At 67.7% G+C, this 17,522-nt stretch carries 19 protein-coding genes and 1 tRNA gene; 14 read left to right on the top strand and 6 right to left on the bottom strand.

Annotated elements, in window-relative coordinates; all coding sequences use genetic code 11:
- The first annotated feature begins 116 nt into the window (after positions 1-116).
- From QK291_RS04735 to QK291_RS04725, 3 genes are read left to right on the top strand one after another with little or no spacing between them, the layout of a single operon-like run.
- Complete coding sequence (locus QK291_RS04735; protein ID WP_282379619.1) at positions 117-383, top strand: hypothetical protein; 267 nt, start codon at positions 117-119, stop codon at positions 381-383.
- Between the two features lie 52 nt (positions 384-435).
- A complete protein-coding gene (locus QK291_RS04730) occupies positions 436-786 on the top strand; it encodes a metalloregulator ArsR/SmtB family transcription factor (RefSeq protein WP_282379617.1) in 351 nt (116 codons plus the stop codon).
- Positions 783-1,280 carry an SRPBCC domain-containing protein gene (locus QK291_RS04725; protein WP_282379615.1) on the top strand — a complete coding sequence of 166 codons (498 nt, stop codon included), beginning with the start codon at positions 783-785 and terminating at the stop codon, positions 1,278-1,280. The genes QK291_RS04730 and QK291_RS04725 overlap by 4 nt, the downstream gene beginning before the upstream one ends.
- A 103-nt stretch (positions 1,281-1,383) precedes the next feature.
- Here the strand turns inward: QK291_RS04725 and QK291_RS04720 are convergent, their stop codons facing one another.
- Together QK291_RS04720 and QK291_RS04715 are read right to left on the bottom strand one after the other, a co-directional pair.
- Complete coding sequence (locus QK291_RS04720) at positions 1,384-1,707, bottom strand: SHOCT domain-containing protein (RefSeq protein ID WP_282379613.1); 324 nt, start codon at positions 1,705-1,707, stop codon at positions 1,384-1,386.
- A 39-nt stretch (positions 1,708-1,746) separates the two neighbouring features.
- The gene (locus QK291_RS04715) at positions 1,747-2,217 is read right to left on the bottom strand and encodes a DUF6325 family protein (RefSeq protein WP_282379611.1); all 471 of its coding nucleotides are present in this window, start codon (positions 2,215-2,217) and stop codon (positions 1,747-1,749) included.
- A 380-nt stretch (positions 2,218-2,597) separates the two neighbouring features.
- Here QK291_RS04715 and QK291_RS04710 point away from each other — a divergent pair, with 380 nt between their 5' ends.
- The 7 genes from QK291_RS04710 to QK291_RS04680 all read left to right on the top strand — a co-directional run bounded on the left by QK291_RS04710 (position 2,598) and on the right by QK291_RS04680 (position 10,120).
- Positions 2,598-3,086, top strand: a complete 489-nt coding sequence (locus QK291_RS04710) for a hypothetical protein (protein WP_282379610.1) — start codon at positions 2,598-2,600, stop codon at positions 3,084-3,086.
- A gap of 255 nt (positions 3,087-3,341) precedes the next feature.
- Positions 3,342-4,556 carry a SpoIIE family protein phosphatase gene (locus tag QK291_RS04705; protein ID WP_282379609.1) on the top strand — a complete coding sequence of 405 codons (1,215 nt, stop codon included), beginning with the start codon at positions 3,342-3,344 and terminating at the stop codon, positions 4,554-4,556.
- Between the two features lie 111 nt (positions 4,557-4,667).
- Complete coding sequence (locus tag QK291_RS04700; protein ID WP_282379608.1) at positions 4,668-6,014, top strand: SpoIIE family protein phosphatase; 1,347 nt, start codon at positions 4,668-4,670, stop codon at positions 6,012-6,014.
- On the top strand, positions 6,011-8,008 hold the full coding sequence (locus QK291_RS04695; RefSeq protein WP_282379607.1) for a glycosyltransferase family 2 protein: 1,998 nt from the start codon (positions 6,011-6,013) through the stop codon (positions 8,006-8,008). The genes QK291_RS04700 and QK291_RS04695 overlap by 4 nt, the downstream gene beginning before the upstream one ends.
- Positions 7,992-8,324, top strand: a complete 333-nt coding sequence (locus QK291_RS04690; RefSeq protein WP_282379606.1) for an STAS domain-containing protein — start codon at positions 7,992-7,994, stop codon at positions 8,322-8,324. The genes QK291_RS04695 and QK291_RS04690 overlap by 17 nt, the downstream gene beginning before the upstream one ends.
- Positions 8,317-8,745: an ATP-binding protein gene (locus QK291_RS04685; RefSeq protein ID WP_282379604.1), complete on the top strand. Its 429-nt coding sequence runs from the start codon at positions 8,317-8,319 to the stop codon at positions 8,743-8,745. Before QK291_RS04690 ends, QK291_RS04685 begins: the two co-directional genes overlap by 8 nt.
- A gap of 151 nt (positions 8,746-8,896) precedes the next feature.
- Positions 8,897-10,120 carry a glycosyl hydrolase gene (locus QK291_RS04680; protein ID WP_282379602.1) on the top strand — a complete coding sequence of 408 codons (1,224 nt, stop codon included), beginning with the start codon at positions 8,897-8,899 and terminating at the stop codon, positions 10,118-10,120.
- 401 nt (positions 10,121-10,521) lie between these two features.
- Here the strand turns inward: QK291_RS04680 and QK291_RS04675 are convergent.
- Positions 10,522-10,603 (bottom strand) — tRNA-Tyr (locus QK291_RS04675).
- 150 nt (positions 10,604-10,753) lie between these two features.
- Positions 10,754-11,008 (bottom strand): hypothetical protein, encoded by a 255-nt coding sequence (locus QK291_RS04670; RefSeq protein ID WP_282379600.1) that lies wholly within the window; start codon positions 11,006-11,008, stop codon positions 10,754-10,756.
- A 212-nt stretch (positions 11,009-11,220) separates the two neighbouring features.
- Here QK291_RS04670 and QK291_RS04665 point away from each other — a divergent pair, with 212 nt between their 5' ends.
- The gene (locus QK291_RS04665) at positions 11,221-11,712 is read left to right on the top strand and encodes a YajQ family cyclic di-GMP-binding protein (RefSeq protein ID WP_282379598.1); all 492 of its coding nucleotides are present in this window, start codon (positions 11,221-11,223) and stop codon (positions 11,710-11,712) included.
- Between the two features lie 479 nt (positions 11,713-12,191).
- On the opposite strand, the gene htpX is transcribed toward QK291_RS04665, so the two are convergent.
- Both htpX and QK291_RS04655 read right to left on the bottom strand, forming a co-directional pair.
- Entirely contained in the window at positions 12,192-13,064 is an 873-nt protein-coding gene (htpX, locus tag QK291_RS04660; RefSeq protein ID WP_282379596.1) for a zinc metalloprotease HtpX, read from the bottom strand.
- Between the two features lie 51 nt (positions 13,065-13,115).
- The gene (locus tag QK291_RS04655; RefSeq protein ID WP_282379594.1) at positions 13,116-14,387 is read right to left on the bottom strand and encodes an MFS transporter; all 1,272 of its coding nucleotides are present in this window, start codon (positions 14,385-14,387) and stop codon (positions 13,116-13,118) included.
- Positions 14,388-14,571: 184 nt separating this feature from the next.
- On the opposite strand from QK291_RS04655, the gene QK291_RS04650 reads away from it, so the two are divergent.
- From QK291_RS04650 to QK291_RS04640, 3 genes are all read left to right on the top strand, one after another.
- A complete protein-coding gene (locus tag QK291_RS04650) occupies positions 14,572-15,039 on the top strand; it encodes a Fur family transcriptional regulator (RefSeq protein WP_282379592.1) in 468 nt (155 codons plus the stop codon).
- A 24-nt stretch (positions 15,040-15,063) separates the two neighbouring features.
- Positions 15,064-16,563, top strand: a complete 1,500-nt coding sequence (locus tag QK291_RS04645) for a catalase (protein ID WP_282379590.1) — start codon at positions 15,064-15,066, stop codon at positions 16,561-16,563.
- Between the two features lie 139 nt (positions 16,564-16,702).
- Positions 16,703-17,338, top strand: a complete 636-nt coding sequence (locus QK291_RS04640) for a DUF2461 domain-containing protein (RefSeq protein ID WP_282379587.1) — start codon at positions 16,703-16,705, stop codon at positions 17,336-17,338.
- The last annotated feature ends 184 nt before the right edge of the window (positions 17,339-17,522 follow it).

The raw sequence follows: 17,522 nt of genomic DNA, 5'->3' as shown, positions 1-17,522 counted from the left end.
GAAAACCAGGGAAGGCTCCTCCGCGAGGGGCCTTCCTCTCTGTCAGACCCCGTCGTGCGGGCGTTCCGCGGAACGTGCGGGAGACTGGAAGTCCCCAACACGAAGGCAGGACCGCATTGATCAATCTCCAGCAGGACGCCGAAGGCTTCATCCGCATGAAGAGGCACTTCCCGGGCAGCACCATCATTGCCCTCACTTTCAATGACGGCTCCACGGAGGAGTTCACCGGCCAGCAGCTCAACACCCTCTACGACGAGGCCCTGGCCGTCTACCGGGCGGAGAACCACCTGGATGCAAAGGGATATTCCCGGGCGCCGAAAAGGACCGTCCAGCCAGCCAACGCAATCGAGTTCGTCGCCGTGCACCCCGGCATGGCCAAATAGTCCTCTTGAAACCCGTTGACACGACGGAACGGGCAGATTATTCTACAACCAAATGGTTGTAGATGATCTGAGTGACGCTGACCTTGACCGCCTGTTCCAGGCGTTCGCCGACGCCACCCGCCGGGACATCGTCACCCGCGTGACGGCCGGCGAGTCTTCGGTATCGGGGTTGGCCGAGCACTACGCCATGAGTTTCGCCGCCGTACAGAAACATGTGGCGGTATTGGAGCGCGCCTCCCTCGTGACGAAGGAACGGCGCGGACGGGAGCAGATCGTGCGGGCCCACCACTACGGCCTACAGCGCGCCCGACGGCTGCTCGATGAGTACGAAACGATCTGGCGGCAGCGGGCCGACCGGATCGCAGACATTCTCGCCGAGGATAGGAAGAGAGTTCCGTCATGACCGTAATCAGTTCGCAGAAGAATTCCGAAGCCCTGAGCTTCACCGTCGTCGCCGAGTTCGATGCCGGCGTCGAACGTGTCTGGCAAGTCTGGGAAGATCCGCGCAAGCTTGAACGCTGGTGGGGCCCGCCCACCTGGCCCGCGACCTTCGACAGCCACGACTTCGTCTCCGGGGGGAGTGCCAGCTACTACATGACCGGCCCTGAAGGCGAGAAGAGCCGGGGCTGGTGGCGGTTCACCGCTATCGAGGCACCACACCGCCTGGAGTTCGACGACGGGTTCGCCGACGAGAACGGGGACCCGGTCCCCGCGATGGGCACCAGCCACGCCGTCATGGAGCTTGAGGCAATCGACAACCGCACCCGGATGACCGTGGTGTCGACCTTTGACTCCCCGGAGGCCCTGGAGAAGGTCCTCGCCATGGGCATGGAAGAGGGCATGAAGCAGGCCCTCGCCCAGATCGACGCCATCCTCGCCGAGACCAGGGTCAGCTGACCGGAGCCGGTCCGCAACACAACAAACCCGCACAGAAACACCCCGCAGCCGCCTGCTAGGCAGCTGCGGGGGCGTCTTTCCGGGTCACGCAGGGCGGCCGGACTTAGCCGCCGAGGATCTTTGCCTTCTGCGCCCCGAACTCCTGCTCCGTGAGAATCCCCTGCTCCTTCAGGGCCGCGAGCTCTTTAAGCTGCTGGATGGCGTCGTTGGAGATCCCACCTGCGGCGGGAGGAGCCGCAGCCGGCTCCTGGTACGCCGCTTGCTGCTGCTGGCCCATCTGCGCGTCGTAGGCCTCCTGCTGCTTCGCCGCGGTCGCGGCGTCCTTTTCGGCGAACTTCGAAGCCTGCCTGCGCTGGACCCGGCCGCTGACCGCAGAAGCCGTCCCTGCAACTACCGCAGTCCGGGCAATACCCCCAAGAAGTCCCATAATTCTTCTCCTCTCATATGTCTATGTCTGCGCCAGTTCTTATGCGCCCGCGACCGGCGGAGCGGCGTCGACGGACTCAAGGGCCTCGAGCGCTGCCATCACGTCCGGCGCGGGGATCCGCGTGCTCGCGACGAGCTCGCCTCCGCTGTCACGCACGGCCGCTACGAAGGGTGCAGCCCAGATGTTTTCGTAGACAATCAGCGCGGCGAGGGACCCTGGCAGAATCGCGGTTGCTGCTTCGGCAATTTCCTCCTCGCCGAGCAGCCCGGACTGCGCGCCGTCGAAGTAGGAGAACGACTCGGCGGGACCGCCGGGATCGGTGAGCTCGAGCACCTCGACCGTGCCGTCCTCGTTCTTCGTGACGACAAGGAGATCGAAGAGCCGGATCACACCCTGCTCCACGAGCCTTATGAGCTCTTCACTCGCCCGTCCGGTCAGTCCTGCCATGGGGAACTCGAGGAGCACAAAGTCGACCGGCCCGTGGGCCTCAGTCTCCGGTGTGGTTGTCACTGGCTTTCCTCCGTTCTGATTGGAGCGCCCGTCCGGCACGCTCGTCTTAGTGTGGACGTCGTCTGCCGGAGCGTCACCACCCGCATCGGGTGATCCCGTGGGCGAGTCGGCGGCCGGTCCAGCACTGGACCGGAGTCCCTTGGCTCGCATCCCTTTGAAGCTTCCAGACTCCTACGGACCACTACAGCGCCCGCGGCGGGGTGGCCGCATCATCCCTTTCGGGTGAGTCCAAACGAACGGGCTGGACGCCCGCAGCGAGGCAAGAGTGCGGTACGTTGCTCGGACACAACGACGGCCGGATGAGACGCGGGGGACCAATTGGGGACAACGCACAACAACTCGCAGAACCGGCGCACCGGCCGTTCAGGCGGGGCTGCGAGATGGTCGCCGCTGTTGACCACACACAGGTCGGCGTCCGCTCATCCGCTCGCCGTCCTCGGCTGGCTCGGGGTTGGAGCGTCCCTGGGCCCCTGCTGCTGGTCGGGGAGACGAGGGACGGCGTCGCAGCCGCGCCGTGGCATTTGCTGGCTTCGTCGCTCATCTACTGCACGCTGTGGCGGCCGTGCGTCCGCACCCTGACGAACGGCAATGAACTGGTCAATCCGCTTCGCAGCCACCGGATCCCGTACCCGGCCGTCTACGACGTCCAGGTGCGCCACCCGGTGGCGACCAGTGCAGAAGGCCGACGGTTCGGCAGTTGGAGCACACCGACGAGAACGGGCCGGGCCGCCGTCGTCAGGGCCCGGCAGGATGGCCGTACCTCGGCCCTGCCCGGCCCGGCAACGGCGGTGGTCTCCACCTGGAACCGACCGGCCATCATCGTCGGCGCCGTCGCTGGCCTCTGGGCAGTCGGGACCATTCTGGTCTGAAGCGGGAGCGCTGGCCCGGTTTTCCGCCAGGCGCTGTCGCCGCCGCCGGCGTGGTGCAAGTATTCCCTCCGGCGTGCCCCTTTTCCCGACGTCGGCCCCGGTCCGATCCGCGCAACCCAGGACGACACATCTCTGCTCCCCTGCGATGGGCGGTAAGCTCATTCGAGGTTGAGCGCCCGGCGTGGCTTCGGGATGACCCGGCTATCCCGACGAGTATGTCCGTGGCGGGTGCTCCCCTTCAAAGTTGGAGGACGAATGACAAACACGGAACACCCATCCCCCAGCAGCCTTCGGGGTCCAACCGCCCCCGAATGGGCACGGCTGGAAGACCTGTCCAGGACCCGCCTGCTGGACACACCTTCCGAGGAGCGCTTCGACCGGATCACGCGCTTGGCGCAGAGCCTGTTCGGGGTCAGCGCCGCCAGCGTGTCGCTGATCGCCGAGAACCGCCAGTACCTGAAATCGTTTGTGGGTCCGCTGTCCCGCGAATCGGACCGGAGCGACTCGTTCTGCACCGAGACGCTCAAGTCCTCCGAAACCTTGATCGTGGAGAACGCCCTCACCGACGAACGTTTCCGGCACAACCCGCTCGTGACGGGCAGCCCCCACATCAAGTTCTATGCGGGCCACCCCCTCACCGGGCCGGGCGGCACCCATGTCGGGACGTTCTGCATCAGCGACCAGTCGCCGAGGTCCTTCGGTGCGGGACAGCGGAGGATCCTTGAGGATCTGACCCAAATCATCCAGCGTGAGATGAACCTGTCATGGGACATCGACCAGGGAGCCCGCACCCAAAGAGCGCTCCTGCCGGTCACTCCACCGGCCCCGGCCGGTTACTCCCTGGGAGTCTGTTTCTATCCCGCCTTCGGGCTCAGCGGGGACTTCTACGACCTCGGCACCACAGAGTCCGGGCACTTCCGCATGACTGTCGGCGACGCCATGGGCAAGGGCGTCGGTCCCGGGCTCGTGGCGGGGGCGGCGCGTTCCGCCTTCGCCGACGCCGGCTGGGACGCGGACCCGTCCCGCCTCCTCCGGGACGTGTCGGACCGCCTTGACGGGACCCTGGCCCGCGCCGGGTCCTTCGCCTCCGTCTTCCACGCCGTGATCGACCCGGCAACCGGCGCCGGCCTCTATGCGGACGCCGGACAGGGATTGACGCACATCCTGCGCGCCGACAGCACCGTCGAGCGCCTGCCCCCCACCGGCCCGCCGCTGGGGCTGGTCCCCGGCGCGACCTGGACCGAGCGCCGCTTCGCGCTCTCCCCCGGAGACGCAGTCCTGATTCCCACCGACGGCCTCCTCGACCTCCACGGCGGCGACCTCGGCCGCCTCTCCACCGCCATGAAGGATTGCCGGACGCAGGAGGACGCGGACACGGCCGTCAAGACACTGTGCGACCGACGAGGGAAATCCGTGGTCCTGGACGACATCACGGCGGTCCTTTTCCAGCGCGGCCCGGTGCGAATCTAAGCTCCGACGCCGGTCCGGGGCGGGCCGGCGTCGGACCGGAGTTTGCACCCTAAAAGCCTCGGTAGGATTCATGGGGACAAGAGCTGGGGAAGTCTACGTATAGGGGAGTCAGTGGCGGCAACGGCAACACGGGAAGCCGTCGTGACGGGTGCGGACGAGCAACCAAGGCTGCGGAACCAGATTCCGTCACTCTTGACGGGCGTGGACGAGCTGTCACCGCTGCGTAAGCAGCTGCCGTTCTTGCTGTTCTTTGTCGTCGCCGCGGCCATGAGCAGTGCGATCGCGACCCTGACGGTGAGCGACTGGACGGCACTGGCAGCCGGGGCGGTGCTGACGGCGGCAGCCACCGGTTTGGCCGCAGTGGCAACGAAACCAGAGCTGGCACGCTTTGCGATCATCGTGCCTTGCCTGGATTTCCTGGCGGCCGGAGCGCTGCGGCACGGCACGGGAGAAAGCCACTCCATCTATGCCTCGATTGTCCTGCTGCCAGTCCTCTGGTTCGCTGCCATGCAGGGCCGGCGCCACGTGGCCTACGCGGCGGCGGGCGCGACGGTTGCCATCATGGTCCCATTCGCTCTCGGGTCGAGTATCGATGCGAACCCCAATGAGCTCTTCCGCGGGCTGTTCAGCACGATGATCTTTGTCCTGGGCGCCCTTGTGGTCAACGAGTTGGCGCAACGGGCACGACGCCGTCTCCACACCGCCCGCGAGCAGGCGGCGGCGGCCACTGCCGAACTCAGCCGGGCCGCCCAGATCCAACGCTTCCTGCTGCCGAAGAACGCCGCTCCGCTCCCCGGCTACCAGACCGCCGGCGCCTGCATCCCCTCCGCCGCCGTGGGAGGGGACTTCTTTGACTGGTACCTCATCGAGGAGGGGCTCGGGTTCACCCTCGGCGACGTTATGGGCAAGGGAGCCGGCGCCGGCATGATCGCCGCCACCACGCGGGCGGTCATCCGCAGCGCCCGAAACAGCGGTGACCCCGCGACAGCCCTGACCCTCACGCAGGACTGCCTCGCCACTGACCTGAGCCAGGCAGGGACCTTCGCCACACTGTTCCACGCCCGGCTCCGGGCCTCCGACGGGCGGATCCTGTTCGCGGACGCCGGCCACGGCCTGACCCTGGTGGTCCGGGCCGCGGGCACCTGGGAGAGGCTCGCCTCGGACAACTTCCCGGTCGGCCTGCTCCCCGACACCCGCTGGGAATCCCTGCAAACACGGCTGGGCCCCGGGGACATGATCGTCAGCTTCAGCGACGGCGTCCTGGACCTCTATGACGGAACACTCGCCGCGGTTGACGAGATTGGAAGGCTCGCCGTCTGCGCGGGGTCCGCGGAGGAGCTCGTGGACGCCGTGCGCCGGCGGGCACAGGGAACCTCCAACCCCGACGACGTCACCATCCTGGCCGTCCGGCGCGATGACCAGAGCGGCATGAACCCTCACGCCGGAGCAACCCGATGAGGCCCTTCTGGGTCCGGCTTGTCGTGGTCCTGACGGTGCTGACCGGGGTCAACTACGTTGCCTGGCGCTGGCTGGCGTCGCTGAACTGGGACGCCTGGTGGATCGCCGTGCCCCTCGTCATCGCTGAAACGTACAGCCTGATCGACGTGATGCTCTTCGGGATGACGGTCTGGCGGCTCAAGACCCGCACACCGCCGGCACCGGCGCCCGCGGACGCCACCGTCGACGTTTTCATCACGACGTTCAACGAGCCGCTGGACCTGGTGATGACGACGGCGCTGGCCGCCCAGAAGATCCGGCATCCGCACAGCACGTGGATCCTGGACGACGGTGACCGGGCGGAACTCCGGGAGCTGGCCGCCGCGCACGGGCTGGGGTACGTGACGCGAAGTGCGGCGTGGAGCGGGATGCCCCGGCACGCCAAGGCCGGGAACCTGAACAACGCCCTGATGATGACCGCCGGCGAGTTCCTGCTCATCCTGGACGCGGACCAGATCCCCGAGCCGGACATCCTGGACAACACGCTGGGCTATTTCAACAACCGCAGGGTCGCCCTCGTGCAGACGCCCCAGTACTTCAGCAACGTCCCGGCGGATGATCCCCTGGGCAGCCAGGCGCCGTTGTTCTACGGCCCGATCCAGCAGGGCAAGGACGGCTGGAATGCCGCCTTCTTCTGCGGCTCCAACGCCGTCCTCCGGCGCGAGGCCCTGATGCAGCTGGGGCTGGTTGGCTACGTCAAGGAAACGGAAAAGAGCATCCGGCGCGCCCTCGGCGCCTCCCACTCCGCCATCCGCAAGGCCTCCAAGGCGGCCTCCAGCGAGTCCCCCCTCCTGCAGCAGACCCTCGACGAAGTCGAAGCGGCCACGCAGGAGGCCCGCCGCCGGCTCGACGCCGGCGAGTCGCTCAGCGAGATCACCTACCGGGCGCGGCGGCGGGTGGACCTGGCGGTCCAGTCGCTGGTGCTGGCCGATGTGTCCGCCCTGCAGGCCGACCTCGAGGAGATCGCAGCGATGTCCCCGGTGGAGGTCGGCGCCGCGGGCGTGCCTGTGGTGACCGACGACGCGGTGCAGCGGATGGCGTCCCGTGACTGGTCCCCGCTCGGGGCGATCGAGTCCGTCCAGGCGGTGCTGGACGCGTTGTCGGTGGAACGCGCCGACGAGGCGCAGCCGGTCATGCCGCTGGCCACCATCTCCGTGACCGAGGACATGGCCACGGCCATGCGGCTCCACGCCATGGGCTGGCAGAGTGTGTACCACCACGAGGTCCTGGCGTACGGGCTGGCACCGGAGGACATCGGCACCATGCTGACCCAGCGTCTTCGCTGGGCCCAGGGCACCATGCAGGTGTTCCTGCGGGAGAACCCGCTGGTCCAGCGGGGGCTTAAGCTCGGCCAGCGGCTGATGTACTTCGCGACCATGTGGACTTACCTCAGCGGCTTCGCCGCCGTCGTCTACTTCGCCGCGCCGATCGTCTATCTGGTCTTAGGCGTCCTGCCCGTCACCAGCCTCAGCGCGGATTTCTTCCTGAGGTTCATCCCGTTCATGGTGGTGAACCAGCTCCTCTTTGCCATTGCCGGGAAGGGCATCCCCACCTGGCGCGGGCAGCAGTACAGCCTGGCTTTGTTCCCGACCTGGATCAAGGCCTGCACGACGGCGGCCCGGAACGTCTGGCTGGGACGGCCCCTGGGCTTCGCCGTCACCCCCAAGGACCGGCAGTCCGGCGGACCGCGGTGGAGCCTGATCCGGCCCCAGCTTGCCGTCTCCATCCTGCTGGTCATCGCCGCGGTGGTTGGGATTGGCCGGCTCGCGGCCGGAATGTCCGAACCGATCGGCACCCTCGTCAACGTACTCTGGGTGGTGTTTGACCTCGTCGTCATGAGCATCCTGGTCCGGGCCGTCCTGTACCGCGGATACCCGGGCGGCGAATCCGACGATGCGACCCACAGCAGCACCGAGTCATCCAAAGAAAGGGCCATCCGTGGACCTGAGCTATGAAGTGAAAGACAGCTACGCCGAGATAACGGCCGCCGGCCGGCTGAACATGGTGTCGGCGCCGAAACTGCGGGAACTGGTGGCGGAAGTTGTCGCGGCCGGTACCTCGCGGATCGTGATCAACCTGGAGGAGACGGCCTTCATGGACTCCTCCGGACTCGGAGCCCTCATCGGATGCCTCAAGGCCGCGCGGCAGGCCGGCGGCGACCTACGGATCGCGAGAGTCCAGCCGCAGGTCCAGATGGTGCTGGGTCTGACCAGCATGGACAAAGTCCTGACCTCGTACTCCTCCGCAGCTGAGGCTTTCGGCGATGACTGACGTCCTCGCCCGGCGGACGCTGCGCCAGATGGCACTTCCGGAAGCCATCGAGGCCGTGCACACCGAGCTGGACGGCCTGTGGGAGGACGCTTCCTTCGTTCCGGACATGGACCGGATGACGTTCGCCACGGCCGTCATCGAAGCTGCCAGCAACGTGGTGCAGCATGCCGTTCCCGAATCCACGATGCCGGTGGAAATCGGGGTCGACATCAGCGTCACGCCCGTCAGGCTGGAGGCCCGGGTCAGCGCCTTCGGCGCAGCGTCCCCTGACCCGATCGACACAGATCCGGCGATGCCCGACGGCGAGGCGGAATCCGGGCGCGGCCTCGCCCTCATCCGCGCCCTCGTCACCACTGTGACGTTCAAGCGCCAGGACGGGACGAACACCTGGATCCTGTCCAAGTCCCCGCTGCACGACTGAACGGAATCCTTGGGCTTTCCTCGGGTTGTCCTGCGTCGTTTTAGCCTCTCACCGGGCCGGCCGTAGCGGACACTGGAGGTTACGGCTTCCGGTGGGGGCCGGGTACCGTCACGACGCCCCGCCGCACCCGGCGTCCGGCCGAGGAGTTCCTTTGAAGCCGATAAGAAGCCTGGCCTGCGTCCTCGCACTGGTGGTCCTGAGCCTGTCGCTGGCAGCCGTGCCCGCGCAGGCGGCAACCGCGAACATCAGCCTCAGTCCCGCTCAGGGCCCGGCGGGAACCACGGTTACCGCCACCGGCACCGGTTTCCCCAAGAAGAGCTCCGGAACCCTCACCGCCGGCACCGGCACCGCCGCGTTCAAGGTGAGCGCCTCCGGATACTTCACGGCCACCCTCGTCATCCCGCAAACGACCCAACCGGTCGTTGACGTCCAGGCCACCGCCGGCACCGTCCCGGCGTCGGCGGTCTTCACCGTCGTCGCCGCCCCCGCACCGCCGCCGCCGACTCCGGCCATCAGCAGCTCGCCGCTGCGCTTCGGCGTCGGCACCCCGGGCGGGCCGCTGGCCTCCGCGGAACTGGACCAGGCCGCGTCCCTCGCCGGCGAGGCGCCCTCCGTCATCTTGTCCTACAAGGACTTCAACCAGGCCCCGCCCGTTCCGGAACTGGACGCCGCCCGCAGCCGCGGCGCCACGACCCTGCTGACGTGGGAGCCCTGGGCGTGGGGCGGCGGAACCGAGCAGCCCGCCTATGCCCTCGACCGCATCACCGCCGGAGACTTCGACCCCTACCTGCGGCAGTGGGGCGCGGCCCTGGCGTCCTGGGGGCACCCGGTGATGCTGCGCTTCGGGCACGAGATGAACGGCAACTGGTACCCGTGGGCCGAAAGCATCAACGGCAACGGACCCGGTGACTACGCCGCCGCGTGGCGGCACGTGCACGACGTCGTCGCCGGCACCGGCGCCACCAACATCACCTGGGTCTGGAACCCCAACGTCCCCTACTGGGGGTCAACACCGCTCGACGGCTTGTACCCCGGACCCGGGTACGTGGACGCGGTGGCGCTCGACGGGTACAACTGGGGCACGTCGGCGGCCTGGAGCAGCTGGATCGCCCCGGCGGAGCTCTTCGGCCCGGGGCTCGCCGAACTGAGACGGCTCGCGCCCGGCAAACAGGTGCTCATCGCGGAAACGTCATCGGCGGAACACGGCGGATCCAAAGCGGACTGGAACACGGCGCTGATCAGCTACCTCGCGGCGCAGGCCGACGTCACGGCCGTAGTCTGGTTCAACTTCAACAAGGAAACCGACTGGCGGATCAACAGCAGCACCAGCTCGGCCACGGCGCTGGCCGCTGCCCTGGCGGCGCGCCCCCATTAGCCGGAGGCCGCCGGAGGCCGGACGCTCTGCACGTTCCGCTACGCTTCCGGACGCGCGCTACGCGGATCCGGGGTGCCCCCGTCCGAATTTGCGCCCGGCGTCCGAAACAGGCGCGGAAACTGGGTCCTGCCAGGCACTCCGGTCTGAGGCAGCCACTGCCGGCGGGACGATCCACAGCCTCTGCCGCGGGTTTTCCTGCTTCCGCGGCACCCGATTCGGGACGCGCAGCACGTTCCGCTGCTCTTCCGGACGCGCGCTACGCGGATCCGGGGTGCCCCCGTCCGAATCCGCGTCCCGCGTCCGAATCAGGCGCGGAAACTGGGTCCCGGCGGGCCCTCCGGTCTGAGGCAGCCAAAGAAAAAGCCTCCGGAACCTGTTGGTTCCGGAGGCTTTTCCAAGGGTGGCAGATGAGGGATTCGAACCCCCGTAGGCGTTGCCAGCTGATTTACAGTCAGCCCCCTTTGGCCGCTCGGGTAATCTGCCGAACTTCAAAAGAAGATCACTCGCGGCCTCCATCGTCAGAACGCCTATTTCCAGGCCGTTCCGCTTCCAGTAACCGCGGGCAAGACAACTTTACAGAAATTCTGCCGAAGAATCGAATCGGCGCTTTGAGCCTCGAAAAAGCCCGGAAAGTCAGGCATCTCCCAGGATGCGGCCGACGAGTCTGGACTCAAACCTCGCCGCCTGCTCCTCCGTGATCTGGTTCAGCTGGACGGCCCGGGCCAGATCAGCATGGACGCCGTCCAGCCGCTCCGAGGCATCCGGGGCCGGGCTGAAGATGATCGAGGCCGCCAGCGTCGCGGCCGCCACCGAGGTCGCGGCGGTGGCGATACCGCCGGCGGCGGCTGCCGTGGAGCGGACGACGTACCGAACGGCCTTGTTCTGCATGAGCTGTTCCTTTCGAGCGACTCTTCCAACTCCCGCAACTCTCCCACCCGAAACTTCATTCCCGCCATGACTCAGCTTTGAGCGGACTGTGAAACGGACTGAGAAGAGGGCACCGCACCGCCGGACTTCACATCAGGGGCATCCGTACTAGGCTGGATTGCAGATACAACGGCCCCTTACCGGGCACCCCCCGAAACACCAGGAGGACAGTCATGGCAGGCGAATCCACATTCGACGTCGTCAGCAAGGTCGACAAGCAGGAAGTCGCCAACGCGCTGCACCAGGCGCAGAAGGAACTGGTCCAGCGCTACGACTTCAAGGGCGTCGGCGCCGAGGTCGATTTCAGCGACGACAAAATCCTCATGAAGGCCAACTCCGAAGAGCGCGTCCTCGCGGTCCTGGACGTGCTGCAGTCCAAGCTCATCCGACGCGGCATTTCCCTGAAGTCCCTCGACACGGGCGAGCCCTACCCGTCCGGCAAGGAGTTCCGGCTCGAGGCCACCATCAAGGAGGGCATCGCGCAGGACCTCGCAAAGAAGATCAACAAGCTCATCCGCGACGAGGCGCCCAAGTCCGTCAAGTCGCAGATCCAGGGCGACGAGCTCCGCGTGACTTCCAAGTCCCGCGACGACCTGCAGGAGACCATGAACCTGCTGAAGGGCTTCGACGAGGCCGACCTGCAGTTCGTGAACTTCCGCAGCTAGGGTTTCTCCAAGGACCGGGTTCCCTGACGCTGCGCAAAGGGCTGGCGCTGCGCAGGCCTCCCCACGCTGCGCGAGTTTCCCGACGCTGCGCAGGCCTCCCCACGCTGCGCGAGTTTCCCGACGCTACGCAAAAGGGCTGGCACGCCGGTATACCGGCGTGCCAGCCCTTTTGCGCGTCACGGAACGACTTGCGCGTCACGGAACTTCATGCGCGTCGGGAAGCAGCCGGGTCCCGGGCCCCCCACGAGCGATCCCCGGGCATCTTCCTGTCCCGCGGACCCCGGGTCCCCAGATCCAGGTTGCCCACCGCGACGGGGCAGCGCTCCGGGGGCACATTGGCGCGGACATCCCGTCAGCTGGGGCGTCGCCGTCGAAATCTCGGCTCAAAGTGCCCCCGGACGGATGCACCCCGGCACAACAAGCCCAGTTAGCAGGGCGGAGTGCCCCCGGACGGATGCACCCCGGCACAACAAGCCCAGTTAGCCGCGCGGCCGGCCCGCCATCCGCTCCAGCCGGCCGATCCGCTCGCCCATCGGCGGGTGCGTGGAGAACATCTTCGCGACGCCCCCGCCGCGGAAGGGGTTCGCGATCATCAGGTGCGAGGCGTTGACCAGCCGCTGGTCCTGCGGCAGCGGCGCGAGCTGCACGCCCTGCTCAATCTTGCGCAGGGCCGAGGCGAGCGCCAGCGGGTCCCCCGTGAGTTTGGAACCGTCCTCGTCGGCGTCGTACTCCCGGGTCCGGGAGATGGCCATCTGGATCAGCGAGGCTGCAAACGGGGCCAGCAGCGCCATCGCGATCGCGGCGATCGGATTGGCGTTGCGCCGGTCCCCGCCGCCGCCGAAAATCAGGAACATCTGCGCCACCGAGGTGATGACGCCGGCGACGGCGGCAGCCACGGAGGCGGTCAGGATGTCCCGGTTGTAGACGTGCATCAGTTCGTGGCCCAGCACGCCGCGCAGTTCCCGGGCGTCGAGCAGCCGGAGGATGCCCTCGGTGCAGCACACGGCGGCGTTTTGCGGGTTCCGTCCGGTGGCAAACGCGTTCGGGGCCATCGTCGGCGAGAGGTAGATCCGCGGCATCGGCTGCTGCGCCGTGGCGGAGAGCTCCCGGACAATCTGGTAGAGCTGGGGCGCCTGGGCCTCCGTCACGGGATACGCCCGCATGGCCCGGATCGCGAGTTTGTCACTGTTCCAGTAGCCGTAGGCTGTCGTGGCGACGCCCACCAGCGCCATGATCCAGATCGGCGCGGCACTGCGCATGCTGGAGGCCATCAGCGCGCCAAGCCCCAGCAGCACCGCCCACAGCACACCGAAAAGGGCCGCGGTCTTCAGTCCATTGTGATGCTGATGCACGATTCCTCCCGAAGTCGTCCCAATATCGACCCGCACCAGAAAAACGTCCCGCTAGGGCACCGGGTTCCGCGCGTCGTACTTCAGGAAACCCGCCTGCCAGTGCGCCACGGCCCATGCCACCGCGATGCTCAACAGGCCGCCCAACAGCAGGACCCAGCCTTCACTCAGAATTTTAGTCCCACCGCCCGCGATCATGTCCCCCACCCGGGGTCCGCCGGCGACCACCACGATGAAGACGCCCTGCAGCCGGCCGCGCAGGTGGTCCGGCGTCGAGGCCTGCAGGATGGTGGTGCGGAAGACGGCGCTGACGGAGTCGGCGATGCCGGCCAGCCCGCAGCACAGGGCCGCGGGCAGCAGCCACCACGTCGCGCCGTTGGCTCCGGAGTCCCCGGCCAGGACGACGACGAGGCCGAAGCCGGCAATCGAGGCTCCCCAGCCCATCACGGACCAGACGACGGCGGTCCCCTGCCGCCGCACGGCGCCGAGCGGGCCGGAGAATAGGCCGGCAAGGAACGCGCCGACGGCCGTGGAGGCCAGCAGGATCCCCACCGTGGTTTCGCCGCCGCCGATCATCACCGCGCCGATCGCGGGCAGCAGCGCCCGGGGCTGGGCGAAAATCATGGCGACGAGGTCGATGACGAAGGTCATCCGCAGGTTGGGGCGGGTGCCCAGGAAGCGGAAGCCCTCGACGACGGACCGCAGCCCGGCAGGCCGCGCATGTTCCCCCGGCGGCATGGCGGGCAGCTTGAACAGTGCCCACAAGGCGAAAGCGAAGGTGGCGACATCGATCGTGTAGGTCCAGGCGAAGCCGACCGTGGCCACCAGCAGCCCGGCCAGCAGCGGTCCGGCGGTCAGGGTGAGGCCGAAGCTGATCATGCTCAGCGCGTTGGCGGCCGGCAGGAGCTCTTTGCGGACCAGCAGCGGGATGATGGCGCTGCGGGCCGGCTGGTTGATCGCCTGCGCACCGCTCTGCACCGCCACCAGGACGTAGAGCACCCAGATGTTCCCCAGCTGGAGCCAGGCCTGCAGGGCCAGGCAGGCGGTGGTCAGCCACAGCACCGAGGAGGCCAGCAGCGCCACCGTGCGGCGGTCGTGGGCGTCCGCGATCGAGCCGCCCAACAGCCCGCCGAACACCAGCGGGACGAGGGCAAAGATGCTCAGCAGTCCCACGTAGAGGCTGTCCTGGGTGAGCCGGTAGACCTCCAGGCTCACGGCAACGAGGGTCAGCTGGCTGCCCAGGGCCGCGACGGCGGATCCCAGCCACAGGCGGCGGAACGCCGGACTCTCGCGCAAGGGCGTGATGTCCGCCAGATATTTCCCCACCCGGATACTCTAGTGGCGCCGGGCTGGCCGCCCGGCGCACCCGGTGCCCGACGCGCAGTCTGGCCGCCGCCGGCGAGGCGCGGGTGCGGCGCGGGCGCGGGAGCGGGAGCGGGACCCGCCGCCGGAGCGGCGTCATAGGCGCGCCTTATTATGATCGACTCATAATAGATGCTTGAATGGGGGCATGACGGATTCGGCGGGCACCCACGAGGCATGGGCTGCCGCCCTGCGTGCCCACGGCCGCCGGGTGACCAAGCAGCGGCTCGCTGTGCTCACCGCCGTCGAACACCACCCGCACTCCCCCGCCGAGCAGATCCTCGCCGCCGCCCGCCAGGATCTGCCCGAGCTGACCGCGCAGTCCGTCTACGTGGTCCTGGGCGATCTGACCGACCTGCGCATGCTCCGCCGCTTTGAGCCCCCGCACTCCCCCGCCCTGTACGAGACGCGGGTGGGCGACAACCACCACCACGCCGTCTGCATCAGCTGCGGCCGGGTGGAGGACGTCGAATGCGCCGTCGGGCATGCGCCGTGCCTGACGCCGAGCTGGGACGAGAACTCCAGGCCTATGACCATCCAGATCGCCGATGTGCTGTACCAGGGCATCTGCCAGGACTGCCAGCGCACCCAACAACTTCCCTCCGAACGTAAATAAGTACAACCAAGAAATAGGAGAACGATGACTCAGAACATCTCTGCGCCCGCCGTGTCCACAACCCAGACCGGTGCCCCGGTCACGTCCGATGCCCACTCGAAATCCGTCGGTGCTGACGGCGCGATCATCCTCACCGATCACTACCTGATCGAGAAGCTCGCACAGTTCAACCGCGAGCGTGTGCCGGAGCGCGTGGTGCACGCCAAGGGCGGCGGCGCGTTCGGTAACTTCACGACCACCGAGGACGTCTCGAAGTACACCAAGGCCGCACTGTTCCAGCCGGGCACCGAGACCGAGATGCTGATCCGCTTCTCCTCCGTCGCCGGCGAGGCAGGCTCCCCCGACACCTGGCGCGACCCCCGCGGTTTCGCCGTGAAGTTCTACACCACCGAGGGCAACTACGACCTCGTGGGCAACAACACCCCGGTGTTCTTCATCCGGGACGGCATCAAGTTCCCCGACTTCATCCACTCGCAGAAGCGCCTCCCGGGCACCCACCTGCGCGACGCCGACATGCAGTGGGACTTCTGGACCCTCTCCCCCGAGTCCGCGCACCAGGTCACCTGGCTGATGGGCGACCGCGGCCTCCCGGCTTCCTGGCGTGAAATGCAGGGCTACGGCTCGCACACCTACCAGTGGATCAACGCCGCGGGCGAGCGCTTCTGGGTCAAGTACCACTTCCGCTCCAACCAGGGCGTGAACTCGATGACCGGAGACGCGGCCGAGGCCCTGGCCGGCGCCGACGGCGACTTCTACATCCGCGACCTTCAGGAGAACATTGCCGCCGGCAACTTCCCCTCCTGGGACCTGCACGTCCAGGTCATGCCGTACGAGGATGCCAAGACCTACCGCTTCAACCCGTTCGACCTCACCAAGGTCTGGCCGCACGCGGACTACCCGCTGATCAAGGTCGGCACCATGGAGCTGAACCGGAACCCGGAGAACTACTTCGCGCAGATCGAGCAGGCCGCCTTCGCGCCGTCGAACTTCGTGCCGGGCATCGCCGCGTCACCGGACAAGATGCTGCAGGCCCGCATCTTCTCCTACGCCGACGCGCACCGCTACCGCGTGGGCACCAACCACGCCCAGCTGCCGGTCAACCTGCCCAAGAACCAGGTCAACAACTACAGCCAGGACGGCCAGGGCCGGTACCTCTTCAACGCCCCGTCCGTTCCGGTCTACGCACCGAACTCCCTCGGCGGCCCGGCTGCCGTGGAGCCGCTGAACCCGGCCGGCGGCTGGGAAAACGACGGTGAGCTCACGCTCTCCGCGCACTCCCTGCACGCCGAGGACGGCGACTTCGGCCAGGCCGGCACGCTGTACCGCGAAGTGTTCGACGACGGCGCCAAGGCCCGCCTGCTGGACACCGTCACCGGTGCCGTCAGCGGCGTCAAGAACGCCGAAATCAAGGAACGCGCCATCCAGTACTGGACCAACGTCGACGCCGAGCTCGGCGCCAAGCTGCGCGCCAACCTCGGTGCCGGCCAGGTCGAGTCCGACGCCGAGGCCGCCAACAAGGTCTGATCGTCCCGCTCCGGCCCGGGCTTGCCCGTGACCTGAAACTCCCCGCCGCGGATCTTCGCGGCGGGGAGTTTTTTGTTCTTTTCCACATGCCGGTGACAACCGCTCGCCATGACCCCGGCGCTATCCCTACGATCCATACATGGACACATTTGCGGGCATCCCGGATGCCGCTTTCCGGTTCTATGCCGATCTCGAACACAACAACAACCGCGACTGGTGGCTGGAACACAAGGCGACGTACGAGTCCGCGGTGAAGGGGCCGCTGACCCTGCTGCTGGCCGAGCTGGAGCCGTCTTTCGGCGCGGGCAAGCTGTTCCGGCCCAACAGGGACATCCGGTTCTCGCTGGACAAATCCCCCTACAAGACTGCGCAAGGAGCCTTCGCGTCGACAGCGGACGGCGTGGGCTTCTATCTCCAGCTCAGCGCTGACGGCGTCCTTATCGGAGGCGGCTGCCACACGCATACGCCCGCCCAGCTGGCGCGTTTCCGCCGCGCCGTCGATGATCCCGCCAGCGGCGAGGCCCTCCAGGCGATCGTGCACGACGTCGAAGGAGCCGGTTTTGCTGTGGAGGGCGAAAGCCTGAAGACTCCCCCCCGGGGTTTCGACAAAGACCATCCGCGGGCCGAACTGCTCAAGCACAAGTCCCTGACGGCGTCGGTGAACGTGGGCCAACCCGGGTGGCTCGCCACACCTGGTGCGGCGGCCGAAGTGGCCCGACGCTGGGAGATGTTGCGGCCCCTCGTCGAGTGGATGGGCCTCTACGCGGCCCCCTGAGCGACGTCGGACGGGCCAGATGTGCCGGTTCGGATCGGCTGTGTCGGATGGGAGCGTCAGATGTGCTGGCCGTCGGGGCCGAGCCGCTGGCGAACAGCGGGCGTCGGTGGCGAGCCGCCGGCGAACAGCCGGGCGTCGGTGGCGAGCCGCCGGCGAACAGCCGGGCGTCGGTGGCGAGCCGCCG

The organism is Arthrobacter sp. AL12, assembly GCF_029960645.1.
Lineage (GTDB): Bacteria > Actinomycetota > Actinomycetes > Actinomycetales > Micrococcaceae > Arthrobacter.
The sequence above is the reverse complement of the archived record's forward strand: the minus strand, read 5'-3'. Positions and strand labels throughout refer to the sequence as shown.

Coding starts and splice junctions, on each gene's coding strand:
- QK291_RS04730 (WP_282379617.1), top strand. CDS start 436: ATGGTTGTAGATGATCTGAGTGACGCTGACCTTGACCGCCTGTTCCAG.
- QK291_RS04725 (WP_282379615.1), top strand. CDS start 783: ATGACCGTAATCAGTTCGCAGAAGAATTCCGAAGCCCTGAGCTTCACC.
- QK291_RS04720 (WP_282379613.1), bottom strand. CDS start 1,707: ATGGGACTTCTTGGGGGTATTGCCCGGACTGCGGTAGTTGCAGGGACG.
- QK291_RS04710 (WP_282379610.1), top strand. CDS start 2,598: ATGGTCGCCGCTGTTGACCACACACAGGTCGGCGTCCGCTCATCCGCT.
- QK291_RS04705 (WP_282379609.1), top strand. CDS start 3,342: ATGACAAACACGGAACACCCATCCCCCAGCAGCCTTCGGGGTCCAACC.
- QK291_RS04695 (WP_282379607.1), top strand. CDS start 6,011: ATGAGGCCCTTCTGGGTCCGGCTTGTCGTGGTCCTGACGGTGCTGACC.
- QK291_RS04685 (WP_282379604.1), top strand. CDS start 8,317: ATGACTGACGTCCTCGCCCGGCGGACGCTGCGCCAGATGGCACTTCCG.
- QK291_RS04670 (WP_282379600.1), bottom strand. CDS start 11,008: ATGCAGAACAAGGCCGTTCGGTACGTCGTCCGCTCCACGGCAGCCGCC.
- QK291_RS04665 (WP_282379598.1), top strand. CDS start 11,221: ATGGCAGGCGAATCCACATTCGACGTCGTCAGCAAGGTCGACAAGCAG.
- QK291_RS04650 (WP_282379592.1), top strand. CDS start 14,572: ATGACGGATTCGGCGGGCACCCACGAGGCATGGGCTGCCGCCCTGCGT.
- QK291_RS04645 (WP_282379590.1), top strand. CDS start 15,064: ATGACTCAGAACATCTCTGCGCCCGCCGTGTCCACAACCCAGACCGGT.
- QK291_RS04640 (WP_282379587.1), top strand. CDS start 16,703: ATGGACACATTTGCGGGCATCCCGGATGCCGCTTTCCGGTTCTATGCC.